This is a genomic window from Aquincola sp. J276, from assembly GCF_024700035.1.
Lineage (GTDB): Bacteria > Pseudomonadota > Gammaproteobacteria > Burkholderiales > Burkholderiaceae_C > Aquincola > Aquincola tertiaricarbonis.
Genome location: NZ_JAJONC010000002.1, coordinates 1634514 through 1651674 on the forward strand (window position 1 = coordinate 1634514; position 17161 = coordinate 1651674).

Below are 17161 nucleotides of genomic sequence, written 5' to 3' on the forward strand. Positions count from 1 at the left end.
CCTCAGGCCGCCGGCAGGTCGATGACGAAGCAGCTGCCGCCGCCCTCGCGGGCTTCGCAGCGCACGCCGCCGCCGTGGCGCTCGGCGATCTGCCGCACGAGGCTCAAGCCCAGGCCGACGCCGCCGGCATGTTCGGCATGGCCGGGCAGGCGGAAGAACGGCTCGAAGATGCGCTCGCGCATGTCCGGCGGCACGCCGGGGCCGCGGTCGCACACGCGCAGCTGCACGCGGCCGCTGGCGCCACGCTGCAGCACCAGCTCCACCTGGTCGCCACCGTAGCGGCGGGCGTTTTCCAGCAGGTTGCGCAGCGCGCGGCGCAGCAGGCGCTCGTCGCCCAGCACGGTGAGCGGGCCATCGGGCGCATGCAGGTCCGCCTCCAGGCGGGCGGCTTCCTCGGCACCCACGGCCACCAGCTCCACCGGCTCGCGTTCGGGCGCGGCGGACTGCGATTCCAGACGGCTGGCCATCAGCACTTCTTCCACCAGCGCGTCCAGCTCGCCGATGTTGGTGTGGATCTCGCGGCGCAGCTGATCGCGGCGGCTGGGCTGGCAGCCGCTGTCGTCGTCCATCATGGCCACGGCCATCTTCAACCGCGCCAGCGGCGAGCGCAGCTCGTGGCTGGCATTGGCCAAAAGGCTCTGGTTGGCCCGCACCAGGCCCTCCACCCGCTCGGCGGCGCGGTTGAAGCTGGCGGCCACGGCGGCCACTTCGTCGCGGCCGCCTTCGTCCACGCGGTGGTGCAGCGCGCCGGCGCCAAAGCGCTCCACGCCCTGCTTGAGCGCTTCCAGCCGGCGTGTCAGCCGGCGCACCACCGGGAACGCGCCGATGGCGATGGCCGCGAACAGCAGCGCCAGCACCGCCACCATGCCCACGCCGCGGCCCCAGCCGGGGGCGCGAACGGGAACCACGGCGGCAGCGGGAATTCGTCCTCCAGCCCCAGGCCGCGGAAGCGCAGCGCCTCCAGCTGCAGCCGGCCCGGATGCAGGCCGTCGGGCCGCGGGCCTTCCACGCGCAGGCCTTCGCCGCCGTGCGGCAGGCGCAGCAGCACCGGCCGCATCACCCACAGGGTACGGCCGTCGGCAAAGCGGATGGGAAAGATGCGCGGCGGGGGCGAATCGGGGTTGTTCAGCCGCCGCTCGAAGGTGACGGTGGCCACGATGCGCCGGCCACGCGCGTCGTCCAGCGCCAGCGGCATGCGCAGGCGCTGCGACCAGTCGAGCACGGCCTCGGCCTGCTCCTCCGGCGGCGCCTCGGCACCCGGCAGGCTGCGCTGGATGAGGTCGGCCCAGGCGGCCACGCGTTCGGCGGCCAGCGCATCGGCGCGGCCGCGCTCGCGTTCCATGTGGCGCTGCACCAGCCAGCCGGAGCCCAGCGCGAACAGCGCGAGCACCGCTACCACCGTGAGCCACACCCGCAGGTAGAGCGATTTCATGCCTGGACTCCACCGACCCGCCGGCGGGCCACCGGCGGGCGGCCCGGGCGCATCAGGATTCGCCGTCCTGCTTGCGCGCGAAGAGATAGCCCACGCCGCGCACGGTGAGCACGCGCTTCGGGTTCTTCGGGTCGTCCTCGATCAACGCGCGGATGCGCGAGATGTGCACGTCGATCGAGCGGTCGAAGGCCTCCAGCGGATGGCCCTTGAGCGCATCCATGATCTGGTCGCGCGACAGGACACGGCCCGGGCTTTGCGCCAGCACCACCAGCAGGTCGAACTGGTGGCTGGTGAGGTCGCAGGCCTGGCCGCCCAGGTAGGCCTGGCGGGCGCCGAGGTCGATCTCCAGCCGGCCGAAGCGCAGCACCTCGTCGGCGGCCGGCTCGGGCGATGCACGGCGCAGCAGCGCCTTGATGCGCGCCAGCAGCTCACGCGGCTCGAAGGGCTTGGGCAGGTAGTCGTCGGCGCCGATCTCCAGGCCGACGATGCGGTCCATCGGCTCGCCCCGGGCGGTGAGCATCAGCAGCGGCAGCCGGCGGGTGCGGGCATCGCCGCGCAGCTCGCGGGTGAGGTCCAGGCCGTCGCCGTCGGGCAGCATCAGGTCGAGCACCAGCGCGTCGTACTGGCCCAGGCGCAGGCGGTCGCGCCCGGCGGCCAGCGAGCCGGCCACGTCGATCTCGTAGCCGGCGTTGCGCAGGTAGTCGCCCACCATGGTCGTCAGCCGGGCATCGTCGTCGATCAAAAGCAAACGTTGCGCTGTCATGGCCGGATGGTAGGGCTGCGACGGCGCGCGTGCAGCAGCAGGCTGCGCCGCGGCCGGGGCGGCGGGGCTGGGGGCGGCGGCCACCGGCGCTGCGCCGGCGGCCTTGGAACGGCCGAACATGTGGGCGACGCGCATGCTCAGCTCGCCGGGGTGCGTTCACCACGCGGGCCGCCGTGCTGCGGCCGGCCACCGGGCTCGCCGCGCGGGCCGGCCTCGGCGCGGCGCGCCATGCGCTCGGCCAGCTGCTGGCGCTGCTCGGGGGTGAGCACGTTGGCGATGTCCAGCATCACCTGCATCATGCGGCGCGAGGCCTGGTCGTGCTGGGCCATCATCTGCTGGCGCAGGCTTTCGGCGGCCGCGGCATCCACCGTGGGGCCGGTGAGCAGGCTGCCCACCCGCTGCTGCAGGCCGCGCGCGGCCTCGTGCTGGCTGCGCATGTCGGCTGCGGCGGCGTCGGTGATGCGGCGGATCTGCTCCCGCTGCTCGGGCGTGGCCTGCACCTCCTGCAGCATGCGCTGCATGCCGGGGCCCTGCATCGGCAGACCGGGCAGGCCGGGAGCGCCGGGCATGGCGTGGCCGGCCTGCGGGCGCGGCGGGCCTTCGGCGCGGTTGTCGGCACGGGAGGCGGTGGGCACGGCAGCCAGGGCGGCGCCGGCCAGCAGCAGGCTGGCGGCCAGCCAGCGTGCGGGGGCATGGGAAGCGCTGGTCTTCAAGCGGTTCTTTCGGGAATCCTGGAAGCGCACAGCATCACCGCGGGCGGTAAACCGGCCGCCGCGCCCGCGGTGAAGAAGTGTGAAGCGGCTTGCGCGTGCGGCGCAGGGTCTTCAGTCCGCTGCTTCCACGCGCAGCAGGCGCCGGCGCAGCTCGAAGTCGGCATTGCCGCTGCGCAGCTCCAGCCGCAGCAGCACGCCGCTCTTGCGGTCCACGACCATCACGCCGTCCAGCCGCGCGGTGTGGCGACGGAACGGCACGTCGCCGTAGAGCTCGATCACGGCGGCGTCGAAGGGGCGGCCGAAGCCGGTCTGCACGCCGGTAGCGATCACCTGGCCGCGCAGCCGGCCCTGGTCGCCGGTGGTGCTGCGAAGCTCCCCTGCCAGCACGTCGCCCAGCTGCATGCCGGGGCGCAGCAGGCGCGTCCAGTACAGCACCGCCTCGCCGCCCGGCGGCGGCGCGATGTTGCCGGCGGCGTCCTGCAGCCAGCGCACCGGCGCGCGCTCGCCCGGCAGCTGGGCTTGGAATTCCAGCTGCTCGCGCCGCACCGTCTTCAGGCGCAGGCTCAGCTCACGCGCCGGGCCGCGGCCCTGGCGTTCCTCGTACACCAGGCGCTCGCCGGGCTGCAGCGGCATGGTGGCCATCTGCTCGGCGCTCAGGGTGTCGGGCTGCGGCGGGCAGGGGCGCTGCGCCAGCGCCAGCTGCAGCGCGTCATACCGGCCACGCAGGCGGCCCAGCTCGGCGGCATCGGGGCCGTCGGGCCGCATGGCCAGCAGCGCCGGCCAGAACACGGTGGCGCCCACGCCCAGCGCGATGACGTTGTTGCCCACGCGCTCGTCCATGGTGTAGGCCACGTCGGCGGCCCGGCGCTGCACCTGCTCGGCCTCGGTGTACAGCGCCTGGCACGACAGGTTGGCGAAGGCGGCGGGGTCGGAGGGCAGGGGCTTGACGTCGCCCGACCGGGTGGCACAACCGGCCAGCAGCATCAGGAAGCCGGCGCCGGCGGCAGCAAGGCGGAAAGCGAGCATCGGCTGATTGTGCCGTGGCATGCACCGAGCGCCGGCCGTCGGTCAGAATGCGCCGGCCATGTCCGCCTCGCCTGAAGTCGTACCCACCGGACCCCGCAGCACCACCCTGGCGCTGCTGGACGGAGAACGCCGGGTGCTGGCGCAGATTGCCGCCGGCGTGCCGCTGCCCCAGGTGCTGGAAGCCCTGGCCTGCGAGCTGGAGGCCGGCGCGCCGGTGCCCACCAAGGCCTGCGTGCTGGTGGTTGCGGCCGGGCAGCTGCGGGTCGGGGCCGCGCCCAGCCTGCCGCCGGCGGTGCGCGAGGCACTGTCGGCCCCTGCCGCGCTGGCCCCGGGCAGCACCCTGGCCGGCCTGCTGGCCGAGGCGCCGCGCCTGGCCCGCGGCGACAGCCAGCAACAGCCGCTGTGGCCCGATGCCCAGCATGCCGCCCGGCGCTACGGCCTGCTGCATTGGTGCGCCCAGCCCATCCTCGCGGCGGACGGCCGGCCCCTGGGCATGCTGGTCGGCTTCTTCCGCCAGGCGCACGACCCGCAGCCCGACGAGCTGGATGCCTTCGCCCTGGCCGCGCAGACGGCCGCCATGGTGCTGGAGCGCCATGCCTCCGAGCAGCAGCTGCGCGAGGCCGAGGCCCGGCACCGCCAGATCGTGGACAGCGCCACCGACTACGCCATCGTCGCGCTGGACGCGCAGGGCCGCGTCACCCGCTGGAACGAAGGCGCGCGCCGCATGCTGGGCTGGCGCGAGGAAGACATGCTGGGCCACACCCTGCACCGCTGCTTCACGCCCAAGGACCTGGCGGTGGGCCGCATCGAGCGCGAGATGGCCTCGGCACTGGCCGGCCACCCGTCGGTGGAGGAAGGCTGGCGCGTGCGCAGCGACGGCAGCCGCATCTGGGCTTCGGGCCAGATGACGCTGCTGCGCGGCGACGGCGGGCAGGCGCTGGGCTTCGTGAAGGTGCTGCGCAACCGCACGCAGCAACGCGCGGCCGAGTTGCGGCAGAACTTCTTGTTCGAGCTGAGCGAGAGCCTGCACGAGGCGGGCGCCGTGGCCGCGGTGTCGCGCACCGTCGCGGCCCGGCTGGGCGAGCTGCTGGACGTGAGCCGCGTGGGCTTCGGCCACCTGGACGAACACTGGCAGCTGCACATCGACCACGACTGGACCGACGGCAGCGTGGCCTCCGCCGTGGGCCTGCATGCGCTGGCCGACTACGGCGAAGGCCTGGATGCCGCGGTGCGCGCCGGCACGCCGGTGGTGGTGAACGACGTGCGGGCCGACCCGCGCACCGCCGGCGGCGCGGCCCGCCATGCGCACTGGCAGGTGGGCGCGCTGATGCTGGTGCCGGTGTCGCCCGTCTCGCCGATGCCGCAGGGCGCCGAAGGCACGGTGGTGTTCGTCACCGACAGCAGCCCGCGCCAGTGGACCAGCGACGACGTGGTGCTGCTGCGCGAGGTGAGCGAGCGCCTGCGGCTGGCCGCCGAGCGCGCCCGCGCGCGGGATGCGCTGCGCATCAGCGAGGAGCGGCTGCACATCGCCCAGCGCGCCGGCAGCATCGGCAGCTTCGAGCTGTACCCCCATCGCGGCGAGGTGGCGGTGTCGGCCTCCTTCTGCGCGCTGTGGGGCCTGCCCGAGACGCCGCGGGTGACGGTGGCGCAGCTGGTGGCGCTGGTGCATCCCGACGACGTGCCGCTGCTGGCGGTGGACCCGGACCCCACGCCGCAGCGGCTGGCCTATGTGGAATACCGCATCCGCCGCGCCGACGACGGCCGCATGCGCTGGCTGGCGCGTCGCGGCGAGGTGGTGGCCGATCCGCCCACCGGCCAGTTGCGCTACCTGGGCGTGTGCTACGACATCACCGAGCGGCGCCAGGCCAGCGAGCAGCTGGAGGCCAGCCGGCAATCGCTGCTGCTGGCCACCGATGCCGCCGAGATCGGCACCTGGGACCTGGACACCGAGACGCGCGAGCTGGTGTGGTCGCCGCGCACCGCGGCGATGTTCGGGCTGGCGCCGGGCAAGCCGGCCTCGCTGGCGGTGTTCGAGAGCGGCCTGCATCCCGACGACCGCGCGGCCACCATGGCCGCCTTTGCCGCCGCGATGGACCCGGCCCAGCGCAGCAGCTACGACGTGGAGTACCGCACCGTCGGCATCGACGACGGCGTGCTGCGCTGGGTGGCCGCCAAGGGCAAGGGCCTGTTCGACGAAGGCGGCCGCTGCGTGCGCGCCATCGGCACCGCCATCGACATCACCGCGCGCAAGCATGCCGAGGCGCGGCAGGCCCTGCTGCTGGACCTGGCGGACCGGCTGCGGCCCTCCGGCGAGCCGCAGTCGCTGCTGGCCGATGCGCTGCAGATGCTGCGCGGCTTCCTCGGTGCGCACCGCGCCGGCCTGGGCCGGCTGCAGGCCGAGTGCATCGTGGTGGATGCCGAGCAGACCGACGGCCGCACCGCCGACCACCGCACCTGGCCGCTGGACACCTTCGGCGAGGCGCCGGTGGCGCACTGGCGCGAGGGCCGCACCACCGTGTGCGAGGACATCACCGCCGAAGGCATGCAGCCGGTGCTGGAACGCTTCGGCGTGGACAGCCTGGTGGCGGTGCCGCTGCGCGGCGACGGCGAGCTGCGCGCCATCTTCTACGTGGCCCAGCACGAGGCGCGGCACTGGACGCCCGAGGAAGTGGCGCTGATCGAGGACGTGGCCGCCCGCATCTGGGACGCGGTGGAACGCGCCCGCGCCGAGCAGGCGCTGCGCGACGAGACCCATGCGCTGGAAACGCTGAACCGCACCGCCGCGCTGCTGGCGCAGGACTTCGACATCGACACCCTGGTGCAGCGCGTGGTGGACGCCGGCACCGCGCTCACCGCCGCGCGCTACGGCGCCTTCTTCTACACCATGCGCGACGAGCAGAACGAGCGCTTCATGCTGTATGCGCTGTCAGGCGCCAAGCGCAGCGACTTCGAGCAGTTCGGCATGCCGCGGCCCACCGAGGTGTTCGCGCCCACCTTCCGCGGCGATGGCGTCATCCGCTCGGCCGACATCACCCAGGACCCACGCTACGGCCGCAACTGGCCGCATGCCGGCATGCCCGAGCGCCATCTGCCGGTGCGCAGCTACCTGGCGGTGCCGGTGGTGGCCCGCTCCGGCGACGTGCTGGGCTGCCTGATGTTCGGCCACCCGGACGCCGACGTGTTCACCGAACGTGCCGAGCGCCTGGCCTGCGGCCTGGCCGCGCAGGCGGCCATCGCCATCGACAACGCCCGCCTGTTCCGCGCCACCCAGCGCGACAACGAGACGCTGGAAGCCCGCGTGGAGGAGCGCACCCGCGAGCGCGACCAGGTGTGGGCGCTGACCGAGGACCTGCTGGCCATTGCCGATGCGCAGGGGCAGCTGCAGCGGGTGTCCGCCTCGTGGACGCGGCAGCTGGGCCATGCCCATGCGCAGCTGATGCTGCAGCCTCTGAGCGCGCTGGTGCACCGCGACGACCTGCCCGCCCTGCACGAGGCCCTGGCCCGCATGCGCGAGAGCGGCCAGCCGGTGCGGCTGGAGAACCGCGTGGCCACCATCGAGGGCGATTGGCGGGTGATGGCCTGGACGCTGTCGCCCGAGCCCGGCACCGGCCGCTTCGTGGCCACCGGCCGCGACGTCACCGCCGAACGCCAGCGCCAGGCCCAGCTGGAGGAGGCGCAGGAGGCGCTGCGCCAGTCGCAGAAGATGGAAGCCGTGGGCCAGCTCACCGGTGGCATCGCGCACGATTTCAACAACCTGCTGCAGGGCATCACCGGCTCGCTCGACCTCATCAAGCGCCGGCTGCTGCAGGGCCGCAGCAGCGACCTGGACCGCTTCATCAACGGCGCGATGGCCTCGGCCCAGCGCGCGGCGGCGCTGACGCACCGGCTGCTGGCCTTCTCGCGCCGGCAGCCGCTGGACCCGCGGCCGGTGGCGGCCAATCCGCTGGTGGCGTCGATGGAAGACCTACTGCGCCGCACGCTGGGCGAGGCGGTGACGCTGGAGCTGATGCTGGCGCCCGAGCTGTGGCTGACGATGTGCGATGCCAACCAGCTGGAAAGCGCCATCCTCAACCTGTGCATCAACGCGCGCGACGCCATGCCGGGCGGCGGCCGGTTGACCATCGAGACCGCCAACACCAGCCTGGACGCCAGTTATGCGGTGCGCATCCGCGACATCGCGCCCGGGCAGTACGTGTGCATCGGCGTCAGCGACACCGGCACCGGCATGACGCCCGATGTGCTGGCCCGTGCCTTCGAGCCCTTCTTCACCACCAAGCCCATCGGCCAGGGTACCGGGCTGGGGCTGTCGATGATTTACGGTTTCGCGCGGCAGTCGGAGGGCTACGTCAAGATCTACAGCGAGCCTGGCCACGGCACCACCGTCAAGCTCTACCTGCCCCGCCACCTCGGCCAGGCCGACGACATCGAGCCCAGCCGCCCCGCCGACATCGACCACCTGAGCGACGGCGGCCAGGTGGTGCTGGTGGTGGAAGACGAGGCCGTGGTGCGCGCGCTGGTGGTGGACGTGCTGCAGGAGCTGGGCTACCGCGCGCTGGAAGCCGCCGACGGCGTGGCCGGCCTGGCGATGCTGCAGGGCCCGCAGCCCATCGACCTGCTGGTGACCGACATCGGCCTGCCCGGCCTCAACGGCCGCCAGATGGCCGATGCGGCCCGGGTGCACCGGCCCGACCTGAAGGTGCTGTTCATGACCGGCTATGCCGAGAACGCCGCCGTGGCCAACGGCTTCCTGGAGCCGGGCATGCAGATGATCACCAAGCCGTTCTCGATGGAGGTGATGAGTGCGCGGCTGAGGGAGATGTTGGCGGCGGGGGGATGAGTCGGCCACAGGCCCAGCCAGGTATCCATGCCATGGATATGGTGTGTACATCTGCACAGGAGGTTTTACTGTGACCATGCACATCAATTTGTCGGCCGAAATGGAGACCCTCATCAAGGGCTAGGTCGCCGGGGGCTTCTACGGCAACGCGACGGAAGTCATTCGGGATGCGTTGCGCCGCATGCAGGCTGAAGGGCTGCGCGTGCAGGCCTGGCATGCCGCCATCAAGAAGGGCGACGACGAGCTCGAGCGCGGCGAAGGCATCCCGTACACGTCCAAGTCGCTGGAGGACATCACCCGGGCGGCGGTGGCCGACATGCACAGCGGGAAGCCGATGGACCCGGATGTCCTCCCCTGACCGTGGCCGGATGCTGGTGCTGTCGCCGCGCGCGCGGCGCGACTTCATCGACATCCTGCGCTACACGGGGGAGACCTGGGGCGAAAGCCAGCTTCATGCGTACCGGGACAAGATCAACGGCGCCCTGCAGCTCATCGGGCGCCAGCCGGCCCTCGGCCATCGCGCGCCAGGCCTGCCCGACACGCACAGGCTCTGTCTCGTCGGCTCGCAAGTCATCGTCTATCGCGACCAGGTCACGTCCGTCGCCGTGGTGCGGATACTCCAGCAGCGGATGAGCCTCGCCGGCCAAGTCTGAACGCCAACCGCCCGAGCGCCGACCTCCATCACCCCCGCCCCGAGGGCCCCGCCCTCCGCCATTCGCTCGGCGACTGCCCCACCCAGCCGCGGAAAGCGCGCGCAAAGCTCTTTTCGCTGTTGAACCCCACCGCCTGCGCCACCTGCTTGATGGGCCGCTGTGTGCGCGCCAGCAGCTCCAGCGCATGCGCGCGCCGGGCCTCGTCCTTCAGCGCTTGCAGCGAGGCGCCCTCGCCCTGCAGCTGCCGGTGCAGCGTGCGCACCGAGACGTTCAGCGCCGCCGCCAGCGCGTCGGCATTCACCATCGCCGCCGGCTCGCGCGCCAGCAGCTCGCGCACCCGCTGCACCAGCAGCCGGTCGCGCCGGTACAGGCGCACCGTCAGCGGCAGCGCGCGTTGCAGCATCAGCCGCGCGGCGCGTTCGTCGCGCTTGACCGGCAGTGCCAGGTATTGCGCATCGAAGGTGAAGGCAGCCACCGGCGCATCGAACACCGGCTCGCAGCCGAACATCCACGGATAGGCATCGGCATGCGCCGGCCGCGCGAACGGGAACTGCACGCTGCGCAGCGGTATGCGCGAGTCCACCAGCCAGCTGGCATAGCCGTGGATGTTGCGCAGCGTGGTCACCAGGCACAGCTCCCGGGTGCCGGGCCACGGCGGCCTGTGCTCGGCCAGCATGATGGTGGCCTGCTGGCGGTCGGCCTCCAGGGCCAGCGCCACGTCGTCACACACCAGCCGGTGGTGGCGGCACCAGCGCTTGAGCGCCACCCGCAGGTCGGGCGCGGTCAGGCTGGCGCGGGCCAGCAGGCCGTAGCTGCCCCAGGGCAGGCGGCGCTGCCACCAGCCCAGCGCCTCGTCGTCCAGCTCGCGCATGGCGGCTTCGCTCACCTGCTCCATCTGCTCGGCGCTGATGCGGCTGTCGCTGCGGCGCAGCATCGCTGGCGTGATTTGCGCCTTGCGCAGTGCGTCGTTGGGATCGATGCCATGGCGCTGGTACGCCAGCAGCAGCGCGTGCACGAAGGCGATGGGCGTGACAGCGCGGGATTTCACGGGGGGTGCAGGTGGCAGCTTTTGCAACCATTGTGGCCGATGGGCGGCCCGCGCCTGGCCTATCCTGCCGGCAGAACCCTCGGAGACCTTGCCCATGAACCTGCTGCCCGGACTCAACTTCGCGCTCGGCGAAACCATCGACATGCTGCGCGACACGGTGCAATCCTTCGCCGCCAGCGAGATCGCGCCGCGCGCCGCGGACATCGACCGCGAGAACCAGTTCCCCGCCGACCTGTGGAAGAAGCTGGGCGACCTGGGCCTGCACGGCATGACGGTGAGCGAGGAATACGGCGGCACCGGCCTGGGCTACCTGGCGCACATGGTGGCGATGGAGGAGGTGTCGCGGGCCTCCGCCTCGGTGGGCCTGAGCTACGGCGCGCACAGCAACCTGTGCGTGAACCAGATCCACCGCAACGGCACCGCGCAGCAGAAGCAGAAGTACCTGCCCAAGCTGGTGAGCGGCGAGCACGTGGGCGCGCTGGCGATGAGCGAGCCCAACGCCGGCTCCGACGTGGTGAGCATGAAGCTGCGCGCCGAGCGCCGCGGCGACCGCTACGTGCTCAACGGCAGCAAGATGTGGATCACCAACGGCGGCGATGCCGACACCCTGGTGGTGTACGCCAAGACCGAGCCCGAGGCCGGCGCCAAGGGCATGACGGCCTTCATCATCGAGAAGGGCTTCAAGGGCCTGGGCTTCGGCCAGAAGCTGGACAAGCTGGGCATGCGCGGCAGCAACACCTGGCCCGTGTTCTTCGACAACTGCGAGGTGCCGGCCGAGAACGTGCTGGGCGCCGAAGGCGGCGGCGTGAAGGTGCTGATGAGCGGCCTGGACTACGAGCGCGCCGTGCTCAGCGGCGGGCCGCTGGGCATCATGGCCGCCTGCATGGACGTGGTGACGCCCTACGTGCACGAGCGCAAGCAGTTCGGCCAGAGCATCGGCGAGTTCCAGCTGATGCAGGGCAAGCTGGCCGACATGTACACCACCTGGCAGGCCTGCCGCGCCTATGCCTATGCGGTGGGCCAGGCCTGCGACCGCGAGGATCACAGCCGCACGCTGCGCAAGGACGCGGCCGGCGTCATCCTCTACACCGCCGAGAAGGCCACCTGGATGGCCGGCGAAGCCATCCAGACGCTGGGCGGCGTGGGCTACACCAACGAGTACCCCACCGGCCGCCTGTGGCGCGACGCCAAGCTGTACGAGATCGGCGCCGGCACCAGCGAGATCCGCCGCATGCTGATCGGCCGCGAGCTGTTTGCCGAGACGATGTAAGCCATGCAAGCCCTTCAATCGCAGATCAGCACCCGCAGCGACGAGTTCAAGGCCAACGCGCAGCGCATGCGCGAGGTGGTGGAAGACCTGCGCGCGCAGGTGGCCCGCACCGCACTGGGCGGCGACGAGGCCGCGCGCCAGAAGCACCTGGCCCGCGGCAAGCTGCTGCCACGCGACCGCGTGCAGCAGCTGCTGGACCCGGGCACGCCCTTTTTGGAGATCGGCCAGATGGCCGCGCACGGCATGTACGACGGTGCCGCGCCGGCGGCCGGCATCATCACCGGCATCGGCCGCGTGCAGGGGCAGGAATGCATGATCGTGGCCAACGACGCCACGGTGAAGGGCGGCACCTACTACCCGATGACGGTGAAGAAGCACCTGCGGGCGCAAGAGATCGCCGAGGCCAACCACCTGCCCTGCATCTACCTGGTGGACTCGGGCGGTGCCAACTTGCCCAATCAAGACGAGGTGTTCCCCGACCGCGACCACTTCGGCCGCATCTTCTTCAACCAGGCCAACATGTCGGCCCAGGGCATTCCGCAGCTGGCCATCGTGATGGGCTCCTGCACCCGCGGGCGGCGCCTACGTGCCGGCGATGAGCGACGAAGCCATCATCGTGAAGAACCAGGGCACCATCTTCCTGGGCGGCCCGCCGCTGGTGAAGGCCGCCACCGGCGAAGTGGTGAGCGCCGAGGACCTGGGCGGCGGCGACGTGCACACGCGCGTGTCCGGCGTGGCCGACCACCTGGCCGAGAACGACGGCCATGCGCTGTACCTGGCGCGCCGCATCGTGGCCAGCTTCAACCGCCGCAAGCCCGACACGGTGACGCTGGAGCCGAGCGAAGAGCCGCTGTACGACCCCGCCGAGCTGTACGGCGTGATCCCCGCCGACACCCGCAAGCCCTACGACGTGCGCGAGGTGATCGCGCGGCTGGTCGACGGCTCGCGGTTCGACGAGTTCAAGGCCCGCTACGGCGCCACGCTGGTCACCGGCTTTGCGCGCCTGTATGGCATGCCGGTGGGCATCGTGGCCAACAACGGCATCCTGTTCGGTGAATCGGCGCAGAAGGGCGCGCACTTCATCGAGCTGTGCGCCCAGCGCGGCGTGCCGCTGGTGTTCCTGCAGAACATCACCGGCTTCATGGTGGGCCGCAAGTATGAAAACGCCGGCATCGCCAAGGACGGCGCCAAGATGGTCACCGCCGTGGCCACCGCGCAGGTGCCCAAGCTGACGATGGTGATCGGCGGCAGCTTTGGCGCCGGCAACTACGGCATGTGCGGCCGCGCCTTCGGCCCGCGCTTCCTGTGGATGTGGCCCAACGCACGCATCAGCGTGATGGGCGGCGAGCAGGCGGCCAGCGTGCTGGCCACCGTCAAGCGCGACGGCATCGAGGCCAAGGGCGGCCAGTGGGCCGCGGAAGAGGAAGAGCGCTTCAAGGCCCCGATCCGCCAGCAGTACGAGGACCAGGGCCACCCCTACTACGCCACCGCGCGGCTGTGGGACGACGGCGTGATCGACCCCGCCCAGGCGCGGCGCACGCTGGGCCTGTCATTGGCCGCCGCGCTGAATGCGCCGATCGCGCCCACGCGCTTCGGCCTGTTCCGCATGTGATGGCGGGAGTGACGACGATGCCCACTTGCATAGACATCTCCCACCAGGGCCCGGTGGCCTGGCTGTGGATGAGCCGCGCCGAAGTGCACAACGCCTTCGACGAAAGCCTGATCGCCGAACTGACCGGCGCGCTGCAGGCGCTGGACGCCGACGAGGCGGTGCGCGTGATCGTGCTGGCCGGCCGCGGCAAGAGCTTCTCGGCCGGCGCCGACCTGAACTGGATGAAGCGCCAGGGCGCCGCCAGCACCGAGGACAACCTGGCCGATGCCCGCCGGCTGGCCGAGCTGTTCCGCGTGCTGGCCGAATGCCGCACGCCCACGATCGCCCGGGTGCAGGGCGCGGCCATGGGCGGCGGCATGGGCCTGGCCGCGGCCTGCGACATCTGCGTGGCCTCTACCGCCGCATCGTTCGCCACCTCGGAAGTGCGGCTGGGCATCCTGCCCGGCGTGATCAGCCCGTACGTGGTGCGCGCCATCGGCGAGCGCCAGGCCTACCGCTATTTCCAGACCGCCGAGCGCATCAGCGCCTCCCGCGCCCGCGAGCTGGGGCTGGTGCACGAGGTGGCCGAGCCCGAGCAGCTCGACGCCGCGGTGCAGGCCGTGGTGGATGCGCTGCTGGCCGGCGGCCCGAAGGCGCAGGCGGCTTCCAAGGCGCTGATCCGCGCGGTGGCCCACCGGCCGGTGGAAGCGGCGCTGATCGAGGACACCGCCCGGCGCATCGCCGAGTTGCGCGCCACGCCCGAAGCGAAGGAGGGCCTGGGTGCCTTCCTCGACAAACGCGCGCCGGCCTGGAAGCCGGCCGCAGCCGAATAAAGCCATCAGGAGCTTCAAGCCCATGTTCACCAAGATCCTGATCGCCAACCGCGGGGAGATCGCCTGCCGCGTCATCAAGACCGCGCGCCGCATGGGCATCGCCACCGTGGCGGTGTACTCCGAGGCCGATGCCAATGCCCGCCATGTGCGCCTGGCCGACGAGGCGGTGCTGATCGGCCCGGCCGCCGCGCGCGAGAGCTACCTGGTGGCCGACCGCATCCTGCAGGTGGCCAAGGACACCGGCGCGCAGGCGGTGCACCCGGGCTACGGCTTCCTGTCGGAGAACGAGGAATTCGCCGAAGCCTGTGCCGCCGCCGGCATCACCTTCATCGGCCCACCGGCCTCGGCCATCCGCGCCATGGGCTTGAAGTCGGCCGCCAAGGCGCTGATGGAAAAGGCCGGCGTGCCGCTGACGCCCGGCTACCACGGCAGCAACCAGGACCCGCAATTCCTGGCCGAGCAGGCCGGCCGCATCGGCTACCCGGTGCTGATCAAGGCCAGCGCCGGCGGCGGCGGCAAGGGCATGCGCCGGGTCGACAAGCCGGAGGACTTCATCGCCGCGCTGGCCAGCTGCCAGCGCGAGGCCACCAATGCCTTCGGCGACGCCAACGTGCTGGTGGAGAAGTACGTGCTCAAGCCGCGGCACATCGAGATCCAGGTGTTCGGCGACACCCAGGGCAACGTGGTGTACCTGTTCGAGCGTGATTGCTCGGTGCAGCGCCGCCACCAGAAGGTGCTGGAGGAAGCGCCCGCGCCCGGCATGACGCCGGAGCGCCGCGCCGCCATGGGCCGCGCCGCGGTGGAAGCCGCCAGGGCCGTGGGCTACGTGGGCGCCGGCACGGTGGAGTTCATCGCCAACCAGGACGGCAGCTTCTACTTCATGGAGATGAACACCCGGCTGCAGGTGGAGCACCCGGTCACCGAGATGATCACCGGGCTGGACCTGGTGGAGTGGCAGCTGCGCGTGGCCGCCGGCCAGCCGCTGCCGCTGACGCAGGAGCAGCTGCAGATCGATGGCCATGCCATCGAGGCCCGCATCTATGCCGAAGACCCGGACAAGGGCTTCCTGCCTTCCACCGGCCGCCTGATCCACCTGGCGCCGCCGGCCGAGGGCGAGCATGTGCGCATCGACACCGGCGTGGAGCAGGGCGACGAGATCACGCCGCATTACGACCCGATGATCGCCAAGCTCATCGTGTGGGACCAGGACCGTGACCTGGCGCTGGCCCGCCTGCGCACCGCGCTGGCCCAGTACCGCGTGGTGGGCGTGGCCAACAACATCGAGTTCCTGGCGCGGCTGGCCGCCTGCCCGGCCTTCAGCCAGGCCGACCTCGACACCGGGCTGATCGAACGCGAGGCCGCCTTCCTGTTCCCCGAAGCCACCGACCCGCCCGACGAGGCCTGGCTGCTGGCCGCGCTGGCTGAGCTGCTGCACGAGGCCGCGGCCCAGGCGCGGCGGGCGGCCACCGCATCGCCGTGGGACGCGCTGGACGGCTGGCGCCTCAACGGCCAGGGCGCGCGCGAGCTGCGGCTGCGCCGCGGCGAGCTGCAGCGCAGCGTGGGCGTGGTGAGCGTGCCGGGCGGCTGGCAGCTCACGCTGGACGGCGGCGCGCCGGTGCTGGCCCGCGGCGAGCTGGGCCGTGACGGCGGCAAGAGCGGCAAGCTGCATGCGCAGCTCGGCGAGCGCCGGCTGCATGCGGCGGTGGTGATCGCCGGTGAACGCCGGCATGTGTTCCTAGACGGGCACACCCATGCGCTGGTGCGGGTGGACACGCTGCACACCGGCGGCCAGGGCGACGACGCCCACGGCGGCCTGCGCGCGCCGATGCCCGGCAAGGTGATCGCGCTGCTGGCACCGGCCGGCAGCACCGTCGACAAGGGCACGCCGCTGCTGGTGATGGAGGCGATGAAGATGGAACACACCCTGACCGCACCGGCCAACGGCACGGTGAAGGCCTACCGCTGCGCCCCCGGCGAGCAGGTGGCCGACGGCGTGGAGCTGGTGGAATTCGAGGTGGCGCCATGACGACGAACCAGGTCCGCATCGTGGAAGTCGGCCCGCGCGACGGCCTGCAGAACGAGAAGCAGGTGGTGACCACGGCCACCAAGCTCGAGCTCATCGGCAAGCTGGCCCTGGCCGGCCTGCGCAATATCGAGGCCACCTCCTTCGTCTCGCCGAAGTGGGTGCCGCAGATGGCCGACCATGCCGCCATCATGGCCGGCCTGCACGACCTGCCGGCCACGCCGCAGCCGGTGAACTACCCGGTGCTGGCGCCCAACATGAAGGGCTACGAGGCCGCGGTGGCCGCGGGCGCGAAGGAGGTGGCGGTATTCGCCGCCGCGTCGGAAGCCTTCTCGCAGAAGAACATCAACTGCTCCATCGCCGAATCCATCGCCCGCTTCGAGCCGGTGTTCGAAGCCGCGCGGCGCGACGGCGTGCGGGTGCGCGGCTACCTGTCCTGCGTGATCGCCTGCCCGTATGAAGGGCCGGTGGCGCCGCAGCAGGTGGCCGAGGTGGCGCGCCGGCTGTTTGAGCTGGGCAGCTACGAGGTCTCGCTGGGCGACACCATCGGCACCGGCACGCCGGCCACGGTGCAGCGCATGCTGGAAGCGGTGGCCGCAAACATCCCGGTGGCGCAGCTGGCCGGCCACTACCACGACACCTACGGCATGGGCGTGGCCAACGTGTTCGCCTCGTATCAGTTCGGGCTGCGCAGCTTCGACAGCTCGATCGCCGGCCTGGGCGGCTGCCCCTATGCCAAGGGCGCCACCGGCAACGTGGCCACCGAGGACGTGGTGTACCTGCTGCACGGCCTGGGCGCGCACACCGGCATCGACCTGGATGCGCTGGTGGATGCCGGCGCGTGGATCAGCGAGGTGCTGGGCCGCGCCAGCCAGTCCCGCGTCGCGCGCGCGCTGCTGGCCAAGCGCGCGGGCTGACGGCCCCGCGGCACACCGCGGCGGCCCGGTTCAGGGGTGGCACGCTTGCCGCGCC

The 17161-nt window shown here is 72.0% G+C and carries 12 protein-coding genes and 2 pseudogenes; 8 read left to right on the forward strand and 6 right to left on the reverse strand.

What is annotated here, in order from left to right; all coding sequences use genetic code 11:
* Positions 1-2: 2 nt before the first annotated feature.
* The 5 genes from LRS14_RS25375 to LRS14_RS25395 form a co-directional block, all read right to left on the reverse strand.
* Positions 3-908 carry a HAMP domain-containing sensor histidine kinase gene (locus tag LRS14_RS25375; RefSeq protein ID WP_257801582.1) on the reverse strand — a complete coding sequence of 302 codons (906 nt, stop codon included), beginning with the start codon at positions 906-908 and terminating at the stop codon, positions 3-5.
* The gene (locus LRS14_RS25380; RefSeq protein ID WP_257801583.1) at positions 797-1432 is read right to left on the reverse strand and encodes a hypothetical protein; all 636 of its coding nucleotides are present in this window, start codon (positions 1430-1432) and stop codon (positions 797-799) included. The genes LRS14_RS25375 and LRS14_RS25380 overlap by 112 nt, the downstream gene beginning before the upstream one ends.
* Positions 1433-1484: 52 nt before the next feature.
* Complete coding sequence (locus LRS14_RS25385) at positions 1485-2195, reverse strand: winged helix-turn-helix domain-containing protein (RefSeq protein WP_046113821.1); 711 nt, start codon at positions 2193-2195, stop codon at positions 1485-1487.
* Positions 2196-2332: 137 nt separating this feature from the next.
* Positions 2333-2908, reverse strand: coding sequence for a Spy/CpxP family protein refolding chaperone (locus LRS14_RS25390; protein ID WP_257801584.1), 576 nt, complete (start codon positions 2906-2908; stop codon positions 2333-2335).
* A 111-nt stretch (positions 2909-3019) separates the two neighbouring features.
* Entirely contained in the window at positions 3020-3934 is a 915-nt protein-coding gene (locus tag LRS14_RS25395; RefSeq protein ID WP_257801585.1) for a hypothetical protein, read from the reverse strand.
* Positions 3935-3992: 58 nt separating this feature from the next.
* Between LRS14_RS25395 and LRS14_RS25405 the strand changes: the two genes are divergently transcribed.
* The 3 genes and pseudogenes from LRS14_RS25405 (at position 3993) to LRS14_RS25415 (ending at position 9424) form a co-directional block, all read left to right on the forward strand.
* A complete protein-coding gene (locus tag LRS14_RS25405) occupies positions 3993-8771 on the forward strand; it encodes a PAS domain S-box protein (protein WP_310740873.1) in 4779 nt (1592 codons plus the stop codon).
* A gap of 136 nt (positions 8772-8907) precedes the next feature.
* Positions 8908-9129 (forward strand): annotated as a pseudogene (locus LRS14_RS25410) (type II toxin-antitoxin system ParD family antitoxin); the annotation flags it as partial.
* Positions 9130-9139: 10 nt separating this feature from the next.
* On the forward strand, positions 9140-9424 hold the full coding sequence (locus LRS14_RS25415; RefSeq protein ID WP_257801586.1) for a type II toxin-antitoxin system RelE/ParE family toxin: 285 nt from the start codon (positions 9140-9142) through the stop codon (positions 9422-9424).
* Between the two features lie 28 nt (positions 9425-9452).
* On the opposite strand, the gene LRS14_RS25420 is transcribed toward LRS14_RS25415, so the two are convergent.
* Positions 9453-10472 (reverse strand): AraC family transcriptional regulator, encoded by a 1020-nt coding sequence (locus tag LRS14_RS25420; RefSeq protein ID WP_257801587.1) that lies wholly within the window; start codon positions 10470-10472, stop codon positions 9453-9455.
* A 94-nt stretch (positions 10473-10566) separates the two neighbouring features.
* Between LRS14_RS25420 and LRS14_RS25425 the strand changes: the two genes are divergently transcribed.
* The 5 genes and pseudogenes from LRS14_RS25425 (at position 10567) to LRS14_RS25445 (ending at position 17106) form a co-directional block, all read left to right on the forward strand.
* Positions 10567-11742, forward strand: coding sequence for an isovaleryl-CoA dehydrogenase (locus LRS14_RS25425; RefSeq protein WP_046113728.1), 1176 nt, complete (start codon positions 10567-10569; stop codon positions 11740-11742).
* 3 nt (positions 11743-11745) lie between these two features.
* A pseudogene (locus LRS14_RS25430) lies at positions 11746-13354 on the forward strand (carboxyl transferase domain-containing protein).
* A 17-nt stretch (positions 13355-13371) separates the two neighbouring features.
* On the forward strand, positions 13372-14166 hold the full coding sequence (locus LRS14_RS25435; RefSeq protein WP_257801588.1) for an enoyl-CoA hydratase/isomerase family protein: 795 nt from the start codon (positions 13372-13374) through the stop codon (positions 14164-14166).
* 22 nt (positions 14167-14188) lie between these two features.
* Positions 14189-16192 (forward strand): acetyl/propionyl/methylcrotonyl-CoA carboxylase subunit alpha, encoded by a 2004-nt coding sequence (locus tag LRS14_RS25440; protein ID WP_257801589.1) that lies wholly within the window; start codon positions 14189-14191, stop codon positions 16190-16192.
* Positions 16189-17106 (forward strand): hydroxymethylglutaryl-CoA lyase, encoded by a 918-nt coding sequence (locus LRS14_RS25445; RefSeq protein ID WP_257801590.1) that lies wholly within the window; start codon positions 16189-16191, stop codon positions 17104-17106. The genes LRS14_RS25440 and LRS14_RS25445 overlap by 4 nt, the downstream gene beginning before the upstream one ends.
* Positions 17107-17161: the final 55 nt, after the last annotated feature.

Excerpts from the sequence above, each read along its gene's own strand:
- LRS14_RS25395 (WP_257801585.1), bottom strand. The coding sequence starts at position 3,934 with ATGCTCGCTTTCCGCCTTGCTGCCGCCGGCGCCGGCTTCCTGATGCTG.
- LRS14_RS25435 (WP_257801588.1), top strand. The coding sequence starts at position 13,372 with ATGCCCACTTGCATAGACATCTCCCACCAGGGCCCGGTGGCCTGGCTG.
- LRS14_RS25440 (WP_257801589.1), top strand. The coding sequence starts at position 14,189 with ATGTTCACCAAGATCCTGATCGCCAACCGCGGGGAGATCGCCTGCCGC.
- LRS14_RS25380 (WP_257801583.1), bottom strand. The coding sequence starts at position 1,432 with ATGAAATCGCTCTACCTGCGGGTGTGGCTCACGGTGGTAGCGGTGCTC.
- LRS14_RS25425 (WP_046113728.1), top strand. The coding sequence starts at position 10,567 with ATGAACCTGCTGCCCGGACTCAACTTCGCGCTCGGCGAAACCATCGAC.
- LRS14_RS25405 (WP_310740873.1), top strand. The coding sequence starts at position 3,993 with ATGTCCGCCTCGCCTGAAGTCGTACCCACCGGACCCCGCAGCACCACC.
- LRS14_RS25415 (WP_257801586.1), top strand. The coding sequence starts at position 9,140 with ATGCTGGTGCTGTCGCCGCGCGCGCGGCGCGACTTCATCGACATCCTG.
- LRS14_RS25385 (WP_046113821.1), bottom strand. The coding sequence starts at position 2,195 with ATGACAGCGCAACGTTTGCTTTTGATCGACGACGATGCCCGGCTGACG.
- LRS14_RS25445 (WP_257801590.1), top strand. The coding sequence starts at position 16,189 with ATGACGACGAACCAGGTCCGCATCGTGGAAGTCGGCCCGCGCGACGGC.